The 15,668-nt window shown below is 66.8% G+C and carries 18 protein-coding genes and 1 riboswitch; of the genes, 14 read left to right on the top strand and 4 right to left on the bottom strand.

Annotated elements, in window-relative coordinates; genetic code table 11:
- Positions 1–138: 138 nt before the first annotated feature.
- The 3 genes from ASG92_RS21945 to ASG92_RS21935 all read left to right on the top strand — a co-directional run bounded on the left by ASG92_RS21945 (position 139) and on the right by ASG92_RS21935 (position 2,275).
- On the top strand, positions 139–738 hold the full coding sequence (locus ASG92_RS21945; RefSeq protein WP_200952051.1) for a GDSL-type esterase/lipase family protein: 600 nt from the start codon (positions 139–141) through the stop codon (positions 736–738).
- 89 nt (positions 739–827) lie between these two features.
- The gene (locus ASG92_RS21940; RefSeq protein WP_056633366.1) at positions 828–1,655 is read left to right on the top strand and encodes a DUF4097 family beta strand repeat-containing protein; all 828 of its coding nucleotides are present in this window, start codon (positions 828–830) and stop codon (positions 1,653–1,655) included.
- The gene (locus ASG92_RS21935; protein ID WP_056633363.1) at positions 1,655–2,275 is read left to right on the top strand and encodes a PadR family transcriptional regulator; all 621 of its coding nucleotides are present in this window, start codon (positions 1,655–1,657) and stop codon (positions 2,273–2,275) included. The genes ASG92_RS21940 and ASG92_RS21935 overlap by 1 nt, the downstream gene beginning before the upstream one ends.
- 368 nt (positions 2,276–2,643) lie before the next feature.
- On the opposite strand, the gene rsrA is transcribed toward ASG92_RS21935, so the two are convergent.
- Both rsrA and ASG92_RS21925 read right to left on the bottom strand, forming a co-directional pair.
- The gene (gene rsrA, locus ASG92_RS21930; RefSeq protein ID WP_056633360.1) at positions 2,644–2,904 is read right to left on the bottom strand and encodes a mycothiol system anti-sigma-R factor; all 261 of its coding nucleotides are present in this window, start codon (positions 2,902–2,904) and stop codon (positions 2,644–2,646) included.
- On the bottom strand, positions 2,901–3,644 hold the full coding sequence (locus ASG92_RS21925; protein ID WP_240987250.1) for a sigma-70 family RNA polymerase sigma factor: 744 nt from the start codon (positions 3,642–3,644) through the stop codon (positions 2,901–2,903). The genes rsrA and ASG92_RS21925 overlap by 4 nt, the downstream gene beginning before the upstream one ends.
- A gap of 516 nt (positions 3,645–4,160) precedes the next feature.
- Here ASG92_RS21925 and ASG92_RS21915 point away from each other — a divergent pair.
- From ASG92_RS21915 to ASG92_RS29350, 11 genes are all read left to right on the top strand, one after another.
- Positions 4,161–4,709, top strand: a complete 549-nt coding sequence (locus ASG92_RS21915) for a DoxX family protein (RefSeq protein WP_056633354.1) — start codon at positions 4,161–4,163, stop codon at positions 4,707–4,709.
- Between the two features lie 6 nt (positions 4,710–4,715).
- Positions 4,716–6,110, top strand: coding sequence for a 3-phosphoshikimate 1-carboxyvinyltransferase (aroA, locus tag ASG92_RS21910; protein WP_056633351.1), 1,395 nt, complete (start codon positions 4,716–4,718; stop codon positions 6,108–6,110).
- Positions 6,094–7,209 carry a ribosome small subunit-dependent GTPase A gene (locus ASG92_RS21905; RefSeq protein WP_056633825.1) on the top strand — a complete coding sequence of 372 codons (1,116 nt, stop codon included), beginning with the start codon at positions 6,094–6,096 and terminating at the stop codon, positions 7,207–7,209. Before aroA ends, ASG92_RS21905 begins: the two co-directional genes overlap by 17 nt.
- A gap of 66 nt (positions 7,210–7,275) precedes the next feature.
- Positions 7,276–8,088 (top strand): histidinol-phosphatase, encoded by an 813-nt coding sequence (hisN, locus tag ASG92_RS21900; RefSeq protein ID WP_056633348.1) that lies wholly within the window; start codon positions 7,276–7,278, stop codon positions 8,086–8,088.
- A 170-nt stretch (positions 8,089–8,258) separates the two neighbouring features.
- Positions 8,259–8,372: riboswitch (SAM riboswitch) on the top strand.
- Between the two features lie 34 nt (positions 8,373–8,406).
- Positions 8,407–9,816 carry an aminotransferase class V-fold PLP-dependent enzyme gene (locus tag ASG92_RS21895; RefSeq protein ID WP_056633345.1) on the top strand — a complete coding sequence of 470 codons (1,410 nt, stop codon included), beginning with the start codon at positions 8,407–8,409 and terminating at the stop codon, positions 9,814–9,816.
- 94 nt (positions 9,817–9,910) lie between these two features.
- Entirely contained in the window at positions 9,911–10,669 is a 759-nt protein-coding gene (locus ASG92_RS21890) for a class I SAM-dependent methyltransferase (protein WP_056633342.1), read from the top strand.
- Positions 10,670–10,700: 31 nt separating this feature from the next.
- Entirely contained in the window at positions 10,701–11,414 is a 714-nt protein-coding gene (locus tag ASG92_RS21885; protein ID WP_056633339.1) for a metal-dependent transcriptional regulator, read from the top strand.
- Between the two features lie 98 nt (positions 11,415–11,512).
- On the top strand, positions 11,513–11,932 hold the full coding sequence (locus ASG92_RS21880; RefSeq protein ID WP_056633822.1) for a CrcB family protein: 420 nt from the start codon (positions 11,513–11,515) through the stop codon (positions 11,930–11,932).
- Positions 11,929–12,294, top strand: coding sequence for a CrcB family protein (locus tag ASG92_RS21875; protein WP_056633336.1), 366 nt, complete (start codon positions 11,929–11,931; stop codon positions 12,292–12,294). Before ASG92_RS21880 ends, ASG92_RS21875 begins: the two co-directional genes overlap by 4 nt.
- A gap of 109 nt (positions 12,295–12,403) precedes the next feature.
- Positions 12,404–12,766, top strand: coding sequence for a hypothetical protein (locus ASG92_RS21870; RefSeq protein WP_056633333.1), 363 nt, complete (start codon positions 12,404–12,406; stop codon positions 12,764–12,766).
- A 100-nt stretch (positions 12,767–12,866) separates the two neighbouring features.
- Positions 12,867–13,004, top strand: coding sequence for a hypothetical protein (locus ASG92_RS29350; protein ID WP_200952050.1), 138 nt, complete (start codon positions 12,867–12,869; stop codon positions 13,002–13,004).
- Positions 13,005–13,079: 75 nt separating this feature from the next.
- On the opposite strand, the gene ASG92_RS21865 is transcribed toward ASG92_RS29350, so the two are convergent.
- Both ASG92_RS21865 and ASG92_RS21860 read right to left on the bottom strand, forming a co-directional pair.
- Positions 13,080–14,063 carry a trypsin-like peptidase domain-containing protein gene (locus ASG92_RS21865; protein WP_056633330.1) on the bottom strand — a complete coding sequence of 328 codons (984 nt, stop codon included), beginning with the start codon at positions 14,061–14,063 and terminating at the stop codon, positions 13,080–13,082.
- Positions 14,064–14,198: 135 nt separating this feature from the next.
- On the bottom strand, positions 14,199–15,656 hold the full coding sequence (locus ASG92_RS21860) for an alpha/beta hydrolase-fold protein (RefSeq protein ID WP_056633328.1): 1,458 nt from the start codon (positions 15,654–15,656) through the stop codon (positions 14,199–14,201).
- Between the last annotated feature and the right edge of the window lie 12 nt (positions 15,657–15,668).

The following is a 15,668-nucleotide window of genomic DNA, read 5'->3' as shown; positions in this document are numbered from 1 at the left end:
GTTTCAGCCGGGCAGTTCTGTTTAATCGGCGTGAGTTAATGGACACAGGCAGGACGCCGGCGCAGGCTGCGGATTGCACCGCCGTACGGAATTGGTCCGTATCCGGGGCGCGCCCTCCAAATAGGTGAAGAGGTAGTAGTGGAAGACAGGATGCTGCGCATTGCAGCTGTTGGAGATGAGCTGCTGGCCGGACTCGGGGACCCCCGGGCCCTGGGCTGGCTGGGCCGCGTGCTGGCCCGCACTCCGCAGGACGGCTTGACGGTTGAAAGCTATGCCCTTCCCTGCCCCCAGGAAGGCACCGAAGGCCTCGCGGCGCGGTGGCTGGAGGAAACAGGCCGTCGGTTCAGCGACCTTTACGAGAACCGCCTGGTCATCGGGCTGTCAGGGCGGGACATAGAGTTCGGGCTGTCCACGGCGCGGAGCAGGCTGAATCTGGCCAATATCCTCGATTCCGCCACGCAGAAACGGCTCGAAGTCTTCGTCGTCGGGCCGCCGCCCACCCTGGATCCGGTGCAGAACCGCCGGCTGGAGGAACTGAACACGGCCTTCGCCGACGTCACCACGCGGCGCAAGCACCTCTACGTGGACACCTTTTCGCCGCTGCTCAACCACGAGCAGTGGCGCCAGGACCTTGCGGCCAACGGCGGCACCCCGGGCCAGGCCGGCTACGGGCTAATGGCATGGCTCGTCCTGCACCGCGGCTGGTTCCAGTGGCTGGGGATGGACGCGCCCGAGTAGCCAAAAACTACTCGCGATATATCTTGATCTTCCGCTTCTTGCGATATATCGTGATCTGACAGTCACGATATATCGCAAGCGGAGGAATCATGGCAGAGAACTCGTGGACCGTCACCGGCCCCCAAACCATCGACGTCGACGGCGTCTCGTCGCTGAAGCTCGGCATTGTCCGCGGCCGGTTTGACATCGTCACCCACGACGAGGACGTGGCCCGCATCGAGGTCTCCGAGGTCCACGGCGACCCGCTGGCCGTGACCGTCGCCGATGGCCGCCTTGAGGTCCGGCACCAGCTGCACGGCCCGCAGGGCTGGTTCAAGAACCTGATGGGCTCCGTCAACAACAACAGCAACAATTCGGTGGTCATTAGCATCGGGGTGCCGGCTGGCGTCGAGGTTGAAGCCGGCACTGTCAGCGGCGACGGACTTGTGTCCGGCATCAGCGGCCACACCAAACTCAATACCGTGTCCGGCTCCGTCATGTCGGACGGCACCTCAGGTGACCTCCATGTGAACACCGTCAGCGGCGAGGTGATCGCCCGGAACCACCGCGGGGTCCTGACGGCAAAGAGCGTCTCCGGCGAGGTCACGGCGTCGGGCCTTTTCAGCAACATCCGCGCCAACACCGTCAGCGGCGACATGAGCTTCGACCTTCAGGGCTTCACGCACGACTTCGGTGCCAACTCGGTGTCCGGCGACCTCACCATCAGGCTGCCCCGCGACGTAGGCGTGGACATCGTGGCCAAATCTGCCAGCGGTGCCGTGGTGATCGATGACCAGAAGTACTTACTGCCAGGAGGCAAGGTGCAGACCATCGCCGGCCCGGATGCCAAGCTGATGCTGGTGCGGACCAATTCGGTGTCCGGCAAGACCTCCATCTTCCACGGCAAGGCTCCCGCCGACGCAGAATCGCCGCTCTGATGCCCCCGGTCTTTGCCCACGGCGCGCTGCGCCTGTACCTCCTCGCGCTCCTGGAATCCGGGCCCAAGCACGGCTACGAGCTCATCAAAGCCTTGAGCGAAAGGTTCGGCGGCACCTACTCCCCCAGCGCCGGCACGATTTATCCACGGCTCGGGAAACTGGAGGAAGAGGGGCTCGTTGCCACGGAAGCGGAGGGCCGGCGCACCAACTACCGCATCACGGCGGCAGGCCTGGCCGAGCTGAACAGCCGGCGTGACGAACTCGCGAACGTGGAAAATGACATCGCCGCGTCTGTCCGGCGGCTGGCGGACGCCCTGCGGGCCGACATCCGCAGTAACATGCGGGGTCTGCGCGCGGACCTGGCGGCCACGGCAGAAGCTGCCCGCTCCGCTGCCAGGACAGCCGACTTCACCGGCTCGACTGCCCGGTCCTCCCCGGAGGGACACCGCATGCTCAAGGAGGCGGAGATGCTGCTCCAGGCCTTCCGGGATGACCTGCGGGTGGAACTTCGGACGCAGGCCAGCACGCGGCCGCTGACGCCCGTCATGCTGGAGACCGTGCGGACGGTGCTTGACCAGGCACGCATTTCGATCAGGAATTCGTTGAAGGCTGAGCCGTGAACGTCATCTGGGGCTCCTACGGTCCTGCCTCCGCCGATCACCAAACGCCGGCTTCCGCGGCCCGGTCAGCGCATACGCCGGGAGGGACATCCGCCTTCAGTTCCGCGCACCGGGAGCCGGTTCGCGGCCCGTCCACCGATGTGGGAGACTTGAGGGCAGCTCTTTCGAGTACCGATATTAAGGAGGCCAGCTATGAGCAAGCGTGCACGTAAACGCCGTGACCGTAAGCGTGGCGGCGCTAACCACGGGAAGCGCCCCAACACCTAAGCCACGGCTAGAACCGAAGCTTAAACGAAGTGCCCCCGCAACCTGCTGGTTGCGGGGGCACTTCGTTTAAGCTTTGGCCCGGCCTCAGGCGTGCACCGACCTCAGGCGTCCACGGGCCGGATGTTGTGGATCCTGTCCAGGATCGCGTTCTTCAGGTTCTCCGGCGCGGCTTCGGTGCAGGACCGCTTCACCATGTTCCGGATGACGCACTCGAGATCGTACTGTTGCGTGCATTCCGGACACTCGTCCAGGTGATGCTTGATTTCCGCAAGGTCACCGCGGGTCAGCGCTCCATCTAGGTACTCGTAGATGCGTTGCATCCGGGCGTCGTCGCAATCGCCCAATCCCTGGCAGTCGCTCATTTCCTGTTCTCCTGATTGTTGCTTTCCGCTGCCGCATTGGTGTCCGGAGCAGCTTTGAATCCCCGTTCGGCGGCGTAATCCGCCAACATGTCCCGCAGCATCTTTCGGCCCCGGTGCAACCGGGACATGACAGTGCCGATGGGCGTGTTCATGATGTCTGAAATTTCCTTGTACGCGAAGCCCTCGACGTCGGCGAAGTAGACAGCGAGCCGGAACTCCTCCGGGATGGCCTGCAGCGCCCGCTTGACGTCCGAATCAGGCAGGTGGTCCAGGGCCTCCGCCTCAGCCGAGCGGAGTCCGCTGGAGGTGTGGGATTCGGCCCGGGCGAGCTGCCAGTCCTCGATGGTGTCCGAATTCGACTGCAGCGGCTCGCGCTGCCGCTTCCGGTAGAGGTTGATGTATGTATTTGTCAGGATCCTGTACAGCCAGGCCTTCAGATTTGTGCCCGGTTTGTACTGGTGAAACGCCGAAAACGCCTTAGTGTAGGCCTCCTGGACCAGGTCCTCGGCGTCTGCCGGGTTCCTGGCCATCCGCATTGCCGCTGAATACAGCTGGTCAACGTATTGCATCGCGTCGCGCTCAAAACGGATCCGGCGGGCTTCAGGGCTCTCGGATGCGACGTCGATTTCCTCGGCCTGCTCAAGTGCCTGCTCGCGGGCCGCCGACGTGGTGATGACCTGGGCGCCGTCTCGGGCGTCCTCCTCCTGTGTGGCCTCTAGGGCCGGATCAACGGTGCTCATTGCGTTCAAGTCTACTGTGATCCGCGGAAGCGGCCCTGAGTCGCGCCCGCCGCCAGATACCGCCCCGGCGGACCCTGCCCCGGGCACGTCAAACTCCGGGACGTCAAACATCCTGACCTCAGCCGCCTCAAACTTGAGCTCCGCCGCCTCAAAGGGGCGCAGCAGGGAGGGACTTCGCAGCCCCACAGCATCCTTCACCAAAGTCAAAGCTCCATCTCCACTCCACTGTCCCGCGCTACAGGACTGTTCCCGCGTATCAAGCTCGTATCAAGCACCCACGTGTCCGGCACGCCGCGGCCGCAGGCCAGCCCGCGTGCATGGAACTGCGATAGGGCCGGCCGGGGCAACGCCCCGGTCACGATGCAATCCCGGCAACCGCCCAGGACCATTGTCCGAAAAGGCTGTTCCGGGCCTGTATTCGACAACGACGCGTGGCAGGCAAATATTCCACAAAAGTGCAAGACTAGAACCGACTCCGCCGCAGAAACCGTGGCTCGTCCATCCAGGAGGAAATTCATGTCCTTTGTCCGTTTTCTCGCCCGGCCGATGCTGGCCTCAAGTTTCGTCCTCGCCGGCGTGGACAAGCTCAGGAATGCGGACGACACTGTGGAACAGTTGTCACCCCTCCTGCGCCGTGCCGCTGACACCCTTCCCTTCCAGGCCGACGAGAAGGTCCTGGCGCGGCTCATCGGCGGGACCCAGGTGGGTGCCGGCGTCCTCTTCGCCCTCGGCAAGTTCGCGCGGTTTTCGGCGACTCTCCTGGCGGTTATCTCGGCGCTGAACGCGTACGTTGAATGGCGCAGCGCGGATATCAGCAGCAAGGAAGGCAGGGACGCGCGCCGCACCCAGTTGCTGAAGAACGTCACGCTCGCCGGCGGAGTGCTGCTGGCCTCGGTGGACACGGCCGGCAAGCCCAGCCTGGCCTGGCGCGCGGAGCACCTCGCCGCCGACGCCCGGAAGACGGCAAGCCACCTGGCTGCGGACGCCCGCAAAACCACCGGCAAGAAGCTCCACAAGGCGGATAAGGCAGTTCGCAAGGCCGTTGACCACGCAGTGGGGGCATAAGCAGGAATGACAGGATCCATCACGGGCGTGCCCGACGAAAACACCGGGGTCACGCCGCATTGGCCGGCGCCGTTTGCGGACCGGCCCGTGGACGCAACTGTCCGCGTCCCCGGTTCGAAGTCCCTGACCAACAGGTATCTCGTGCTCGCCGCGCTGGCCGACGGTCCGTGCCGGCTGCGGGCCCCGCTGCATTCCCGTGATTCCGCCCTGATGATCGGGGCGCTGCGCCAACTCGGCGCAGACGTCCGCGAGGTGCCGGGCGACGGCGCCTTCGGCCCGGACCTCGAGGTAACGCCCATCCCGCCGCGTTCCGGCGGCCAGGAAGCGGACATCGACTGCGGACTGGCCGGCACGGTCATGCGCTTCGTCCCGCCGCTGGCGGCCCTGCGGAGCGGCACCACCGTTTTCGACGGCGATCCCCACGCCCGGGAACGGCCGATGGGAACCATCATCGAAGCCCTCGTTGCGCTCGGCGTCGCCGTGAGCGGTGAATCCGGCGGAATGCCCGCCTCCCTGCCGTTCCGTGTTGCCGGCACGGGCGAGGTCCGCGGCGGACACCTCGTCATTGATGCCAGCGCGTCCTCCCAGTTCGTCTCGGCCCTGCTGCTCGTCGGGGCACGGTTCACCGAGGGACTGCACCTTGAGCATGCGGGAAGCGCCGTGCCGAGCCTGGACCACATCAACATGACGGTGGCCGTGCTGCGCGGAGTCGGCGTCTCCGTGGACGACTCCACACCGAACCACTGGATCGTCAGCCCGGGGGCAATCCGCGCCTTCGATCAAAGAATCGAGCAGGACCTCTCGAACGCCGGGCCCTTCCTGGCCGCCGCCCTCGCGTCGCGCGGTACCGTCCGGATCCCGGACTGGCCAGAACACACCACCCAGGTGGGCGATCTCTGGCGGAGCATCCTCAGCGACATGGGGGCAACCGTGACTTTGGAGGCCGGAACGCTCACGGTCACCGGCGGCAGTGAAATCAAGGGCGGCAACTTCGCGGAAACCAGCGAGCTCGCTCCCACCGTCGCCGCGCTCTGCGCGCTGGCCACCGGCCCCTCGCGGCTGAGCGGCATCGCCCACCTGCGCGGGCACGAAACGGACAGGCTCGCGGCGCTGGTCACTGAAATCAACCGGCTCGGCGGCGACGCCGAAGAAACAGCCGACGGACTCATCATCCGGCCCGCGCCCCTCCGTGCCGGCGTCGTGTACAGCTACGCGGACCACCGGATGGCCACGGCGGGTGCGATCCTCGGCCTGGCCGTGCACGGCATCGAAGTGCAGGACATCGCCACGACGGCGAAGACCATGCCGGACTTCCCGCAGCTGTGGGCGGACATGCTCGCGCAGGGCAGCGCCCCTGCCCATGGGAACGGCGCAGGGACTCCCGGTGGCACGCAGCACTGACTCCTGGGACGAGTCCGATGTCAGGATCCGCCCCAACAAGAAGGGGTCGCGGCCCCGCACCAAGGACCGTCCCGCCTATGAGGACGCCGTCACCGGGCGCATCATCACCGTTGACCGAGGGCGCTACACGGCCGTGGTGGGCGAGGACTCCGGCCATGAGCGGACGGTCATCGCCGCCCGGGCCCGCGAACTCCGCCGCTCCCCTGTGGTGGCCGGCGACTTCGTGTCCCTCGTGGGCGACGTGTCCGGCGACCCGGACACGCTTGCGCGCCTCGTGAGGATCCAGGACCGGAAGACGCTCCTGCGCCGCAGCGCCGACGACACGGACCCGATCGAACGCGCGGTAGTGGCCAACGCGGACCAGTTGGTGGTGGTCGTGGCCGCCGCCAACCCGGAACCGCGCACCGGCTTCATTGACCGCGCCCTCGTCGCAGCGTACGACGCCGGCATCGAGCCGCTGCTGCTCGTCACCAAGGCGGACGTCAAAGACCCGGCCGATCTGCTCGACAACTACCGGCACCTCGACTTCCCCGTCATCATTAGCCGCACGGCCGACTCCGCGGCGTCGGGCATCGATGCCCGGTCCGACGACGGCCTGTCCGCCCGGCTTGACGTCGAGGCGGTCTCGCAGCTCCGCGCCCACCTGGACGGCAAGGTCACGGTGATGCTGGGCCACTCCGGCGTCGGCAAATCCACCATGGTCAACGCCCTGACCGGGGCGGAACGGGCCACCGGCGGCGTTAACGCCGTCACGGGGCGCGGCCGGCACACGTCGTCGTCGGCCCTGGCACTCAAACTGGCCGACGCCCCCACGGGAAGCTGGATCATTGACACCCCCGGCATCCGCTCCTTCGGCCTGGCGCACGTTGACCCGGACCGGATCCTCCATTCGTTCCCCGACCTGGCGCCTGGCACAGAGGCCTGCGAACGCGGCTGCAAACACGATGCCACCGCTGTCAACTGCGGCGTGGACGCCTGGGTTTCGGCCGGCCACGCGGGCCCCTCCGGAGCTGCCCGGCTCGCGTCGCTGCGCCGCCTGCTTGGCACCGATCCCCGCATGGAGGCGCAGGAAACGAAGGAGCTCGGCAGCGTCAGCTAGGCTCCGCGGCGCCTCCCGCAGGCAGACATCCCCGCCCGGCCGGGCCTTTGACGGTAGTTTGGAACCATGACCCAACCCGCTTCGAGCTACAACGATGACCTGCGACTGGCCCATGTGCTGGCGGATTCCGTGGATGACCAGACCATGAGCCGGTTCAAGGCGCTTGACCTTCAGATCGAAACCAAGCCAGATCTGACGCCGGTCACCGATGCTGACAAGGCCGCCGAGGAGTCCATCCGCGGCCAACTTTCCCGTTCCCGCCCCCGCGATGCCGTCCTCGGCGAGGAGTTCGGCAGTTCCGGCCACGGCTCCCGGCGCTGGATCATCGACCCCATCGACGGGACCAAGAACTTCGTCCGCGGGGTTCCCGTCTGGGCCACGCTGATCGCCCTCGTCGATGAGGGCGAGCCCGTAGTGGGCGTGGTGAGCGCGCCGGCACTCGGCAAGCGCTGGTGGGCTGCCAAGGGGGCCGGCGCCTACATGGGCCGTTCGCTTGCCGCCGCCACCCGGCTCAAGGTCTCGAATGTCTCGAAACTGTCGGACGCCTCGCTGTCCTATTCCAGCCTCGGCGGCTGGAAGGAGCGGGGAAACCTGGACGAGTTCCTCGGCCTTACCGAGGACGTATGGCGGACACGCGCCTTCGGTGATTTCTGGTCCTACTGCCTGGTGGCTGAAGGCGCTGTCGACATCGCCTGCGAGCCGGAACTGAACCTGTATGACATGGCTGCACTGGTGCCCATCGTCACGGAAGCGGGCGGCCGCTTCACCTCGCTGGAAGGCACCGACGGCCCGTTCGGCGGCAACGCCCTGGCCACGAACTCCATCCTGCATTCGGAGGTCCTCAGGCGCCTCAATCCGCAGCTGGATGATCTGCTCTAGGTCATTTCCGGATCCTTCAAAAGAAAATATTACGACGGCGGGCGCCCCTCAGGGAGGCGTCCGCCGCCGTATATTCGGCGAACCGGGCAATTCAGCGCCTCCGTAACAAACGGCTTAATATTCGCGTCCGTCTTTTTCATCGCCTGCCGTGATGACCTAGGCTCGTAACAGGTCACGAGTGCCAGCGCGAAACCCCGGTTTGCTGGCCGGCAACCCTCCATTCGCGGTGGGGTGCCCCGGGTGACGACCAGGCCGGTCCGGAACGGACCCGGCAAGCGCGGATCCCCGTCACAAGGGGTCCTTTCAGAGCGAGGTCCCATGACGACTGCAATCTTCCCTTCCACCAGCGGCACCGGACTGCTTGACGACCGCTTTGCCGCTGCCGGCCGGCCCCTGGCTGCGGTCACCGGCGCCGAGATCCAGGCGCCGCTGATCCAGGGCGGACACGTCCGCTACGCCAACCTCGACTACGGAGCGTCCGCACCGGCGCTGTCCGTTGTGTCGGCCTATCTCAACGAGATCCTGCCCTTCTACGCCAGTGTCCACCGCGGCGCCGGCTACGCGTCGCAGATCAGCACCTCCGTCTACGAGAATGCCCGGAACATCGTCCGCGAATTCGTCGGCGGCCGCGCGGATGACTCGGTGATCTTCACCCGGAACACCACCGATTCCCTGAACCTGCTGGCCGGCTGCCTGCCCGTGGTGGACCACCACCACACCGGCGAGGTTCTGTACCTCGACATCGAGCACCACGCCAACCTGCTGCCGTGGCAGGGCGTGCCGCACCGCAGCGTCGTGGCGTCCGAAACGATTGAAGGCACCATCGCAGCCCTGCGCGCCGAACTGGAGCACGGCGACGTCAGCCTCCTCGCCGTCACCGGCGCCTCCAACGTCACCGGCGAAATCCTGCCCATCCGCCGCCTCGCCGCGCTGGCCCACGAGTTCGGTGCCAGGATCGCGGTGGATGCGGCGCAGCTCGCGCCGCACCGCCGGATCAACATCGCCGCGGACGACGTCGACTACGTTGCCTTTTCGGGCCACAAGCTCTACGCGCCGTTCGGCGCCGGCGTGCTGGTCGGGCGGCCGGACTGGCTCGACGCCGGCACGCCCCACCTCGCGGGCGGCGGCGCCGTCAGCGAAGCCCGGCTCGACGGCGTCAGCTGGGCCACCGGCCCCGCTCGCCATGAGGGCGGCTCCCCCAACGTCCTGGGCGCGGCCACGCTTGCCCGTGCAACCCAGGTGGTCGCGGCGCTGGACCCGGAGCAATGGCACGCGCATGAGGCCGCCATCCGGTCCTTCCTTGTCGAGGGGCTGCAGAAGATCGACGGCGTCACCGTCCACCAGATTTTCTCCGACACCAACCCGGACACGGACACGATCGGCGTGGTCAACTTCTCCCTAGCCGGTTACGACGCCGGCCTGGTGGCCGCTTACCTGTCGGCCGAGCACGGCGTGGGACTCCGGGACGGCCGCTTCTGCGCCCACCCGCTCCTCAAGCGCCTCGGCCTCCCCTCCGGATCCCTGCGCGCAAGCTTCGGCGTGGGATCGCGGCTCGAGGATGCACAGCGCCTGCTGGCCGGCATCGAGGAGCTCCGCCGGACCGGCCTCGGCTGGGACTACGTGGTGGACTCCGGACGCTGGGTTCCGGCCAATGACACCCGCACCTACCCGGACTGGGCACCCAATACGCCGGGAACCGCCGGAGCGGCCCCGTGCGCCCAGGACTGACGCCGCACCCGGGACTGGCGCCGGCAATGCGGCGGACTGCTGCATGCGGTAAATTCGAAGGGTAAATTTTCGGCATGGCCTAAGGAGACTGCGCGTGGCACGGGGTGGTCCCAAACTCGATCACGGGCGGCGGCAGGAGCTCGGGCAAGCCTTCCAGGACGGCGGCGAGCACTACCACCGCGTCCGCCCCGGCTACCCTGCTGACTCCGCGGACTGGCTGATTCCCGCCGGAGCCGGCACGGCCGCTGACCTGGGCGCCGGCACGGGCAAGTACACCGCGCTCCTTGTGGAACGCGGCCTCGCTGTCAGCGCCGTGGACCCCTCGCCGGACATGCTTGATCAGCTCCGCCTCGACTTCCCGTCGGTGGCGGCGCTGGAAGGGACCGCAGAGAACACCGGGCTGCCCGCCGCGGCCTTCGACATCGTCACAGTCGCCCAGGCATGGCACTGGTGCGATCCCCTGCTGGCCAGCGCCGAGATCGCACGGATCCTCAAACCGCGCGGCGTGCTCGGCCTGATCTGGAACCAGCTGGACACCTCCGTGCCCTGGGTCCACCGGCTCTCCCGCATCATGCACGCAGGCGATGTCCACAAACCTGACTTCCGCCCCCGGATAGGCCCGGAATTCACCGGACTGGAAAGCCACCTGACCCGGTGGGAGGATCCGGTCACGCCGGACGACATCCTCGAGCTGGTCAAGTCGCGCAGCTACTATCTTGGGGCCAACGAAGCCACCCGGGCCAAGGTCACCGGCAACCTCGACTGGTACCTCCACGAACATCTGGGGCACGCAGAAGGCGAGCTGCTGCTCCTGCCCTATCTCACCCAGACATGGCGGGCAGCGAAGGCATGATGCCGCACCGGCACCGGGTAGGCTTGGATCCGTGAAGACCAGCACGCCATCCTCCTCGATCGAGGACTACGTCAAGGTCATCTATTCCTTCACGGAGTGGCAGGACAAGCCCATTACCTCCACCCAGCTGGCGCAGCGCCTTGGCGTCGCCAACTCCTCGGTCTCCGAGATGGTCCGCAAGCTCAAGGACCAGGGCCTGGTGCTGCACAAGCCTTACAGCGCCATCACGCTCACGGCTGAGGGCGTCCGCCTTGCGCTCTCCATGGTCCGCCGGCACCGCCTCATTGAAACGTACCTCGTGCAGGACCTCGGCTACAGCTGGGATGAAGTCCACGATGAAGCCGAGCAACTGGAGCACGCGGTCTCGGACACGTTCATCGAACGGATGGCGGCCCGGCTGGGGAACCCGACCCGGGACCCGCACGGTGATCCCATTCCCTCCGCGGACGGCACGGTGCAGATGCCCTCTGCGCACCGCATGAGTGAACTCGACGACGGGCACACCGGCAGGATCACCCGGATCAGCGACGAAAACCCGGAACTGCTCCGCTACCTCTCCGCCGAAAAGATTGACCTTGACGCGAACGTCGAGGTCAGGGGCCGCAAGCCGTTCGGCGGCGCCCTCGTGGTCCGCATCGGTTCCGCCGGGACGAGCCGGGACTTCGATCTCGCGGACGAAGTCGCCTCCGCGCTGTGGGTGCACAGCGACTCCGCGCATGCCGGCTGCCGGATGGCCGGGCTCTGAGTGAACGGGCTCTGGGTGGACGGCCTCCGCACGGCGGCGGTTCGCAGGTGAAATCCGGCCCCCGGCTAAAGCGCGCCGCCGGTGACGGAGCATCCGCGCTGAAGACTGCCGCCGCCCACGGGTGGCGGCCCTGGGCGGCGGTCGCCGCGGGCGGGCTGCTGGGGACGGAGCTGCGGTACGCGCTGGTCCTGCTGTTCCCCGAAGCCGAGGGGTCAGTGCCGTGGACCACGCTGGGCATCAACGTTGCCGGAAGCTTCGTCCTGGGCACCCTCACCACCATCTGGATCGCACGGCCGCACACCGCGTTCTGGCTCCGCGCCGCCATCGGTCCAGGCGTGCTCGGGTCCTTCACCACGTTCTCCGCACTCGCCCTTTCGGTGGACCGGCTGGCCCGGGAGGGACTCCACGGCGTATGGCTTGCCTACCTGTGCCTCTCCGTGGTGCTCGGACTGGGCGCCGCCGCAGCCGGCTGGCGCGTCGGCAAAGTGCTGGCAAGTTTGAATGGGGACCGCCCGTGACCGCGCTTTTGGTAGGCCTGTTCGGCATGGCCGGCGCCCTCATCCGGTTTGGCGTGGACACGCTGTTGGCCGGCCGCTCAGCTTCGCGGCGCCACTGGCCATGGGCCACCTTGCTCGTCAATGTCGCCGGATGCCTCATGATCGGGCTGTCCATCGGCATCAGCAGCCGGTTCGGGCCGGAATGGCATGCCGCGCTGGCCACCGGGCTCGCAGGCGGCCTGACCACTTTCAGCTCCTGGACCACCGCCACCGTGCGCCTGGTCAGCGAGCAGCGCTACCTCGCCGCGGTCCTCAACATCGGTGCCAACCTCCTGACCGGCCTGGCAGCTGCGGCTGCCGGGATCGCGCTTAGCGGCGGGTAGGCCGCCGGAACCGGGGCCGCCTTCCCTGCCGCCAAAACCTGTCCCTGAAGGCGCTTTGGAGGAGCACTCCGGCCGGCGGCGGTCCTGCATTACCGTATCGTGGACTGTGATGATTAGCAGACGCGATGCGGCAATTGCCCTTGATGTACCCCTGGAAATGGCCCAGCGCCACGGCATACCCAAGCGCCTGTCGGAGGCCGAGCTGGGTGAAATCCTGGACAATCCGCCGCAGTGGCTGCTCCAGTCCCGCGCCAACCGAACCGGGAAGCGGCCGGTCTGGGTGCATTTGACCTGCGACGTCTGCGGATACTCCGAAGCGGCCAGGCCCAAGAAGTGGTGGCCGGACTTCACGTACGTCAGTTGCGCGCATCACAGCCCGGCCGAGATCCCGCCGCCGGCGCCCGGGTTCGTACGGAACGAGTTCGACGGCGTGGGCACCCGTTTCGTGGGCATCGCAGACGTCTCCGCCTGACTCAGAAGCTCCCGCATCCCGCAGTTACATTTGGCATGAAACAGGCGTAATTTACGTATGGAGGGGCATTCTCGTGCCCCTCCATACGAGGGAGCACGCCATGCCGGACAAGACACCGCACCAGCAGCAGCAGCAGAAAAAAGCGGGCAAAACCATCAAGCAAAAACGGGCGGACAAGAAGGCCAAGGGACCCATTGAAGGTGCCCCGGACCCGGTCGCTCATCTGAAGAAACGCTGACTGCGGATTACGTCGAATACGAAAGCGGGGCCGGATTCCGGCCCCGCTTTTTTGTGGCTGGTTTTCTGTGCCTCGTTAGATGCTGTCCGCCATCTCGCCGGGCACGGCAACAATTTCCTGTTCGTGCCCGTCACGGAGTATGGCAATGGCCATGGGCACCCCGATGGCCTCCGCAAAGAGGAGTTTCTGGAGGCTTTCGGCATTGCTGACCGGCCGGGAGCCTGCCCTGAGCAACACGTCGCCGGCCCGCAGGCCTGCCTGCTCTGCGGGGGAACCCGAGAGTACTTCGACGACGCGGAGCCCATCGCGCTGCCCTGTGCGGACCACGGCGCTTGCACCCAGCCGGATGGGGGTGCTGACCACACCCAGGTAGGCACGGCGCACGCGGCCGTCAGCCAGTAGCGCCGAGATGATGCGTCGTGACGTGGTGTTGATGGGTACTGCCAGTCCCAGGCCGGCGCCGGCCACCGCGGTGTTTATGCCCACGATCCGGCTGCGGGCATCGGCCAGCGCACCCCCCGAACTGCCGGCGTTGAGCGCGGCATCCGTTTGGATAACGTCCTCAATGACCCGCCGGTTGCGGCCGGCCCAGACCGGAATGGCGCGGCCCAGGCCGCTCACCACTCCCGCCGTCACGGAGCCTGCCAGTCCGAGGGGATTGCCTACCGCGATGACCAGCTGACCCACGCGGAGGGATTCCGCATCACCGAATTCCGCCGGAGGCACATGCGGCGCCCGGCCACGGATCACGGCGAGGTCCGACAACGGATCCGCTCCGACCACTTCAAGGTCCGTTCCGGAACCGTCGGCAAAGACCGCCCGTCCCTTCTGTGTCCCGGCCACCACATGGGCGTTGGTGAGCAGGTATCCGTCCTCCGTGAAGAGCACGGCAGAGCCTGCACCGACGCGGAATCTGCCGTTCCGCCGGTTTCCGGTCATCTCGATGGCTGCGACGTGCGGCGTGACCGTCTGGGCCACCCTGATTACCGTCTCCGAGTAGGCATCCAGCGGTCCGTCGTCGCCGACGGGATCGGATGAGCTTGCAGGCGCCGTGGACATGGCGCGCCTCCCTTGGCCTGTCATACGTGGTGAGGATTGAATGCTATCTGAAACAACTCCGGCAGCACCCCGGCTAGTCCCGAATGCGCTACGCCGTAGGTGAACAGCCGTAGGTGAACAGGACGGCGTCGGTTGTCAGCTCTTGGCGCCAGGCGTCGATGTATCAGGCGTCGTCGTGCTATCAGGCGCAGAGAGCCCGAACCGCGGGTAAAGGAGCGGCAGCCCCGTCTTCACGCCGTAATCGAGGGCGTCGCCCCGATGGCCTATGCCGCTGCCAAGAAATCGCCGGGTGGCCATGCCGGCTGCCTGGGCGTCGGCCGCTGCTGCCGTCACCTGGGCAGTGTAGGCGTGGTCCAAGGAGCCGCTGGTGAAGATGGCGAGTTCATTGGAATACCTGTGCGCTTTGAGGATGTTGGCGGGCTCCTCCGCGGCGAATGCCGTGTGGTTGCCCTTGAAGATAGTGTTGACGGTGTTGGCTTCGGTTCCGCTGAGCGGCTCCAGTTCGCCTGATATGTCCAGAATTGACGCGAAAAGATCAGGGCGCTTCGCGCCGATCGACAACGCACATTCCCCGCCGTTGGAGTACCCTCCGACGGCCCATTCAGTGCGGTCGGCGTCGACATTGAGATTCCGGCGGACGAAGTTGACGACGTCAGTGGTCACATAGGTGTAGACGTTGCCGCTGTCCGAATCGACGCACACCGGGTTTTGGAAGGGATTGCCGAGCTGGTCAACAGTCAGCAGCAGCGGGGCCAGGCCATGGTGCTGCCGGGCAAGCGCGTCGAGTTCCCGTACGGCCGACCTGTCCTGTTCGGGACCGCCGGGCTGCCCCATCATCATGACAATGACGGGCAGTGCAGGCGGATTCGGGACCAGCGACGCCGGCGGCAGGTAAAGGTGGGCGTCACGGGCGCGGAAGCCGGACGCAGGGGCGGGGATTGAGACGGGGCCGTCCCGGCCCACGGCGGGCATGCCAGCAGGGGCTTTCCACGTCTTCCACAGCGGGCCGCTGGAATCCGGCCTTGAACTCAGCTTCGGCAGCGCCAGCGGACGGGCGGAGTTGAGATCCAGCAAAGCGCCAAGGGTGGCGTTCAGGCCATAGGCGGCATTGATGCCGAGGGCCGCCGTCGCAGCGAAGATCAGGATGGAAACCCCGGCCGCAACCTTGCGCCACCAGTGTGAACGCCACAGGTTCAGCAGGGCCAGCGCCACCGAGCCGAAGAGGGCTATGACCCAGGCATGGGTGTCGGGATCCAGGGGCAGGCCGAAGATGTTGAGCCAGGTCTCGCAGACATAGAGGGTGAGGACGCCCGCCAGGGATCCGCCGGCCACGGCGGCCGCCGCGGCCAGGGGCCAGGCGCGGCGGCCCTGGGGATTGGCGCGCCGCGGACTGGGCCGCTGGGGACTGGATCGCCGGAAAATCGAACGCAGCGGAATCGAACGCCGGCCTTCGGCGGATGATGCAGGGGCCCGCTGCCTGCGGGCAGGCGGCGCGGGCCGGATCAACAGGTACACGAACGCCAGGACGCTTGCCGCGTCAAATGCGTAGAGCAGGGGTTTCTGCAGAATATTCAGGTCCAAAAGCGGCTGCATTTTGCCTCCTAG

The sequence above is a fragment of the Arthrobacter sp. Soil736 genome (assembly GCF_001428005.1).
GTDB lineage: Bacteria > Actinomycetota > Actinomycetes > Actinomycetales > Micrococcaceae > Arthrobacter.
The sequence above is the reverse complement of the archived record's forward strand: the minus strand, read 5'-3'. Positions and strand labels throughout refer to the sequence as shown.

Excerpts from the sequence above, each read along its gene's own strand:
- ASG92_RS29350 (WP_200952050.1), top strand. The coding sequence starts at position 12,867 with ATGCCGGACAAGACACCGCACCAGCAGCAGCAGCAGAAAAAAGCGGGC.
- ASG92_RS21925 (WP_240987250.1), bottom strand. The coding sequence starts at position 3,644 with ATGAGCACCGTTGATCCGGCCCTAGAGGCCACACAGGAGGAGGACGCC.
- ASG92_RS21935 (WP_056633363.1), top strand. The coding sequence starts at position 1,655 with ATGCCCCCGGTCTTTGCCCACGGCGCGCTGCGCCTGTACCTCCTCGCG.
- hisN (WP_056633348.1), top strand. The coding sequence starts at position 7,276 with ATGACCCAACCCGCTTCGAGCTACAACGATGACCTGCGACTGGCCCAT.
- ASG92_RS21865 (WP_056633330.1), bottom strand. The coding sequence starts at position 14,063 with ATGTCCACGGCGCCTGCAAGCTCATCCGATCCCGTCGGCGACGACGGA.
- rsrA (WP_056633360.1), bottom strand. The coding sequence starts at position 2,904 with ATGAGCGACTGCCAGGGATTGGGCGATTGCGACGACGCCCGGATGCAA.
- ASG92_RS21895 (WP_056633345.1), top strand. The coding sequence starts at position 8,407 with ATGACGACTGCAATCTTCCCTTCCACCAGCGGCACCGGACTGCTTGAC.
- ASG92_RS21860 (WP_056633328.1), bottom strand. The coding sequence starts at position 15,656 with ATGCAGCCGCTTTTGGACCTGAATATTCTGCAGAAACCCCTGCTCTAC.
- ASG92_RS21940 (WP_056633366.1), top strand. The coding sequence starts at position 828 with ATGGCAGAGAACTCGTGGACCGTCACCGGCCCCCAAACCATCGACGTC.
- ASG92_RS21870 (WP_056633333.1), top strand. The coding sequence starts at position 12,404 with ATGATTAGCAGACGCGATGCGGCAATTGCCCTTGATGTACCCCTGGAA.
- aroA (WP_056633351.1), top strand. The coding sequence starts at position 4,716 with ATGACAGGATCCATCACGGGCGTGCCCGACGAAAACACCGGGGTCACG.
- ASG92_RS21915 (WP_056633354.1), top strand. The coding sequence starts at position 4,161 with ATGTCCTTTGTCCGTTTTCTCGCCCGGCCGATGCTGGCCTCAAGTTTC.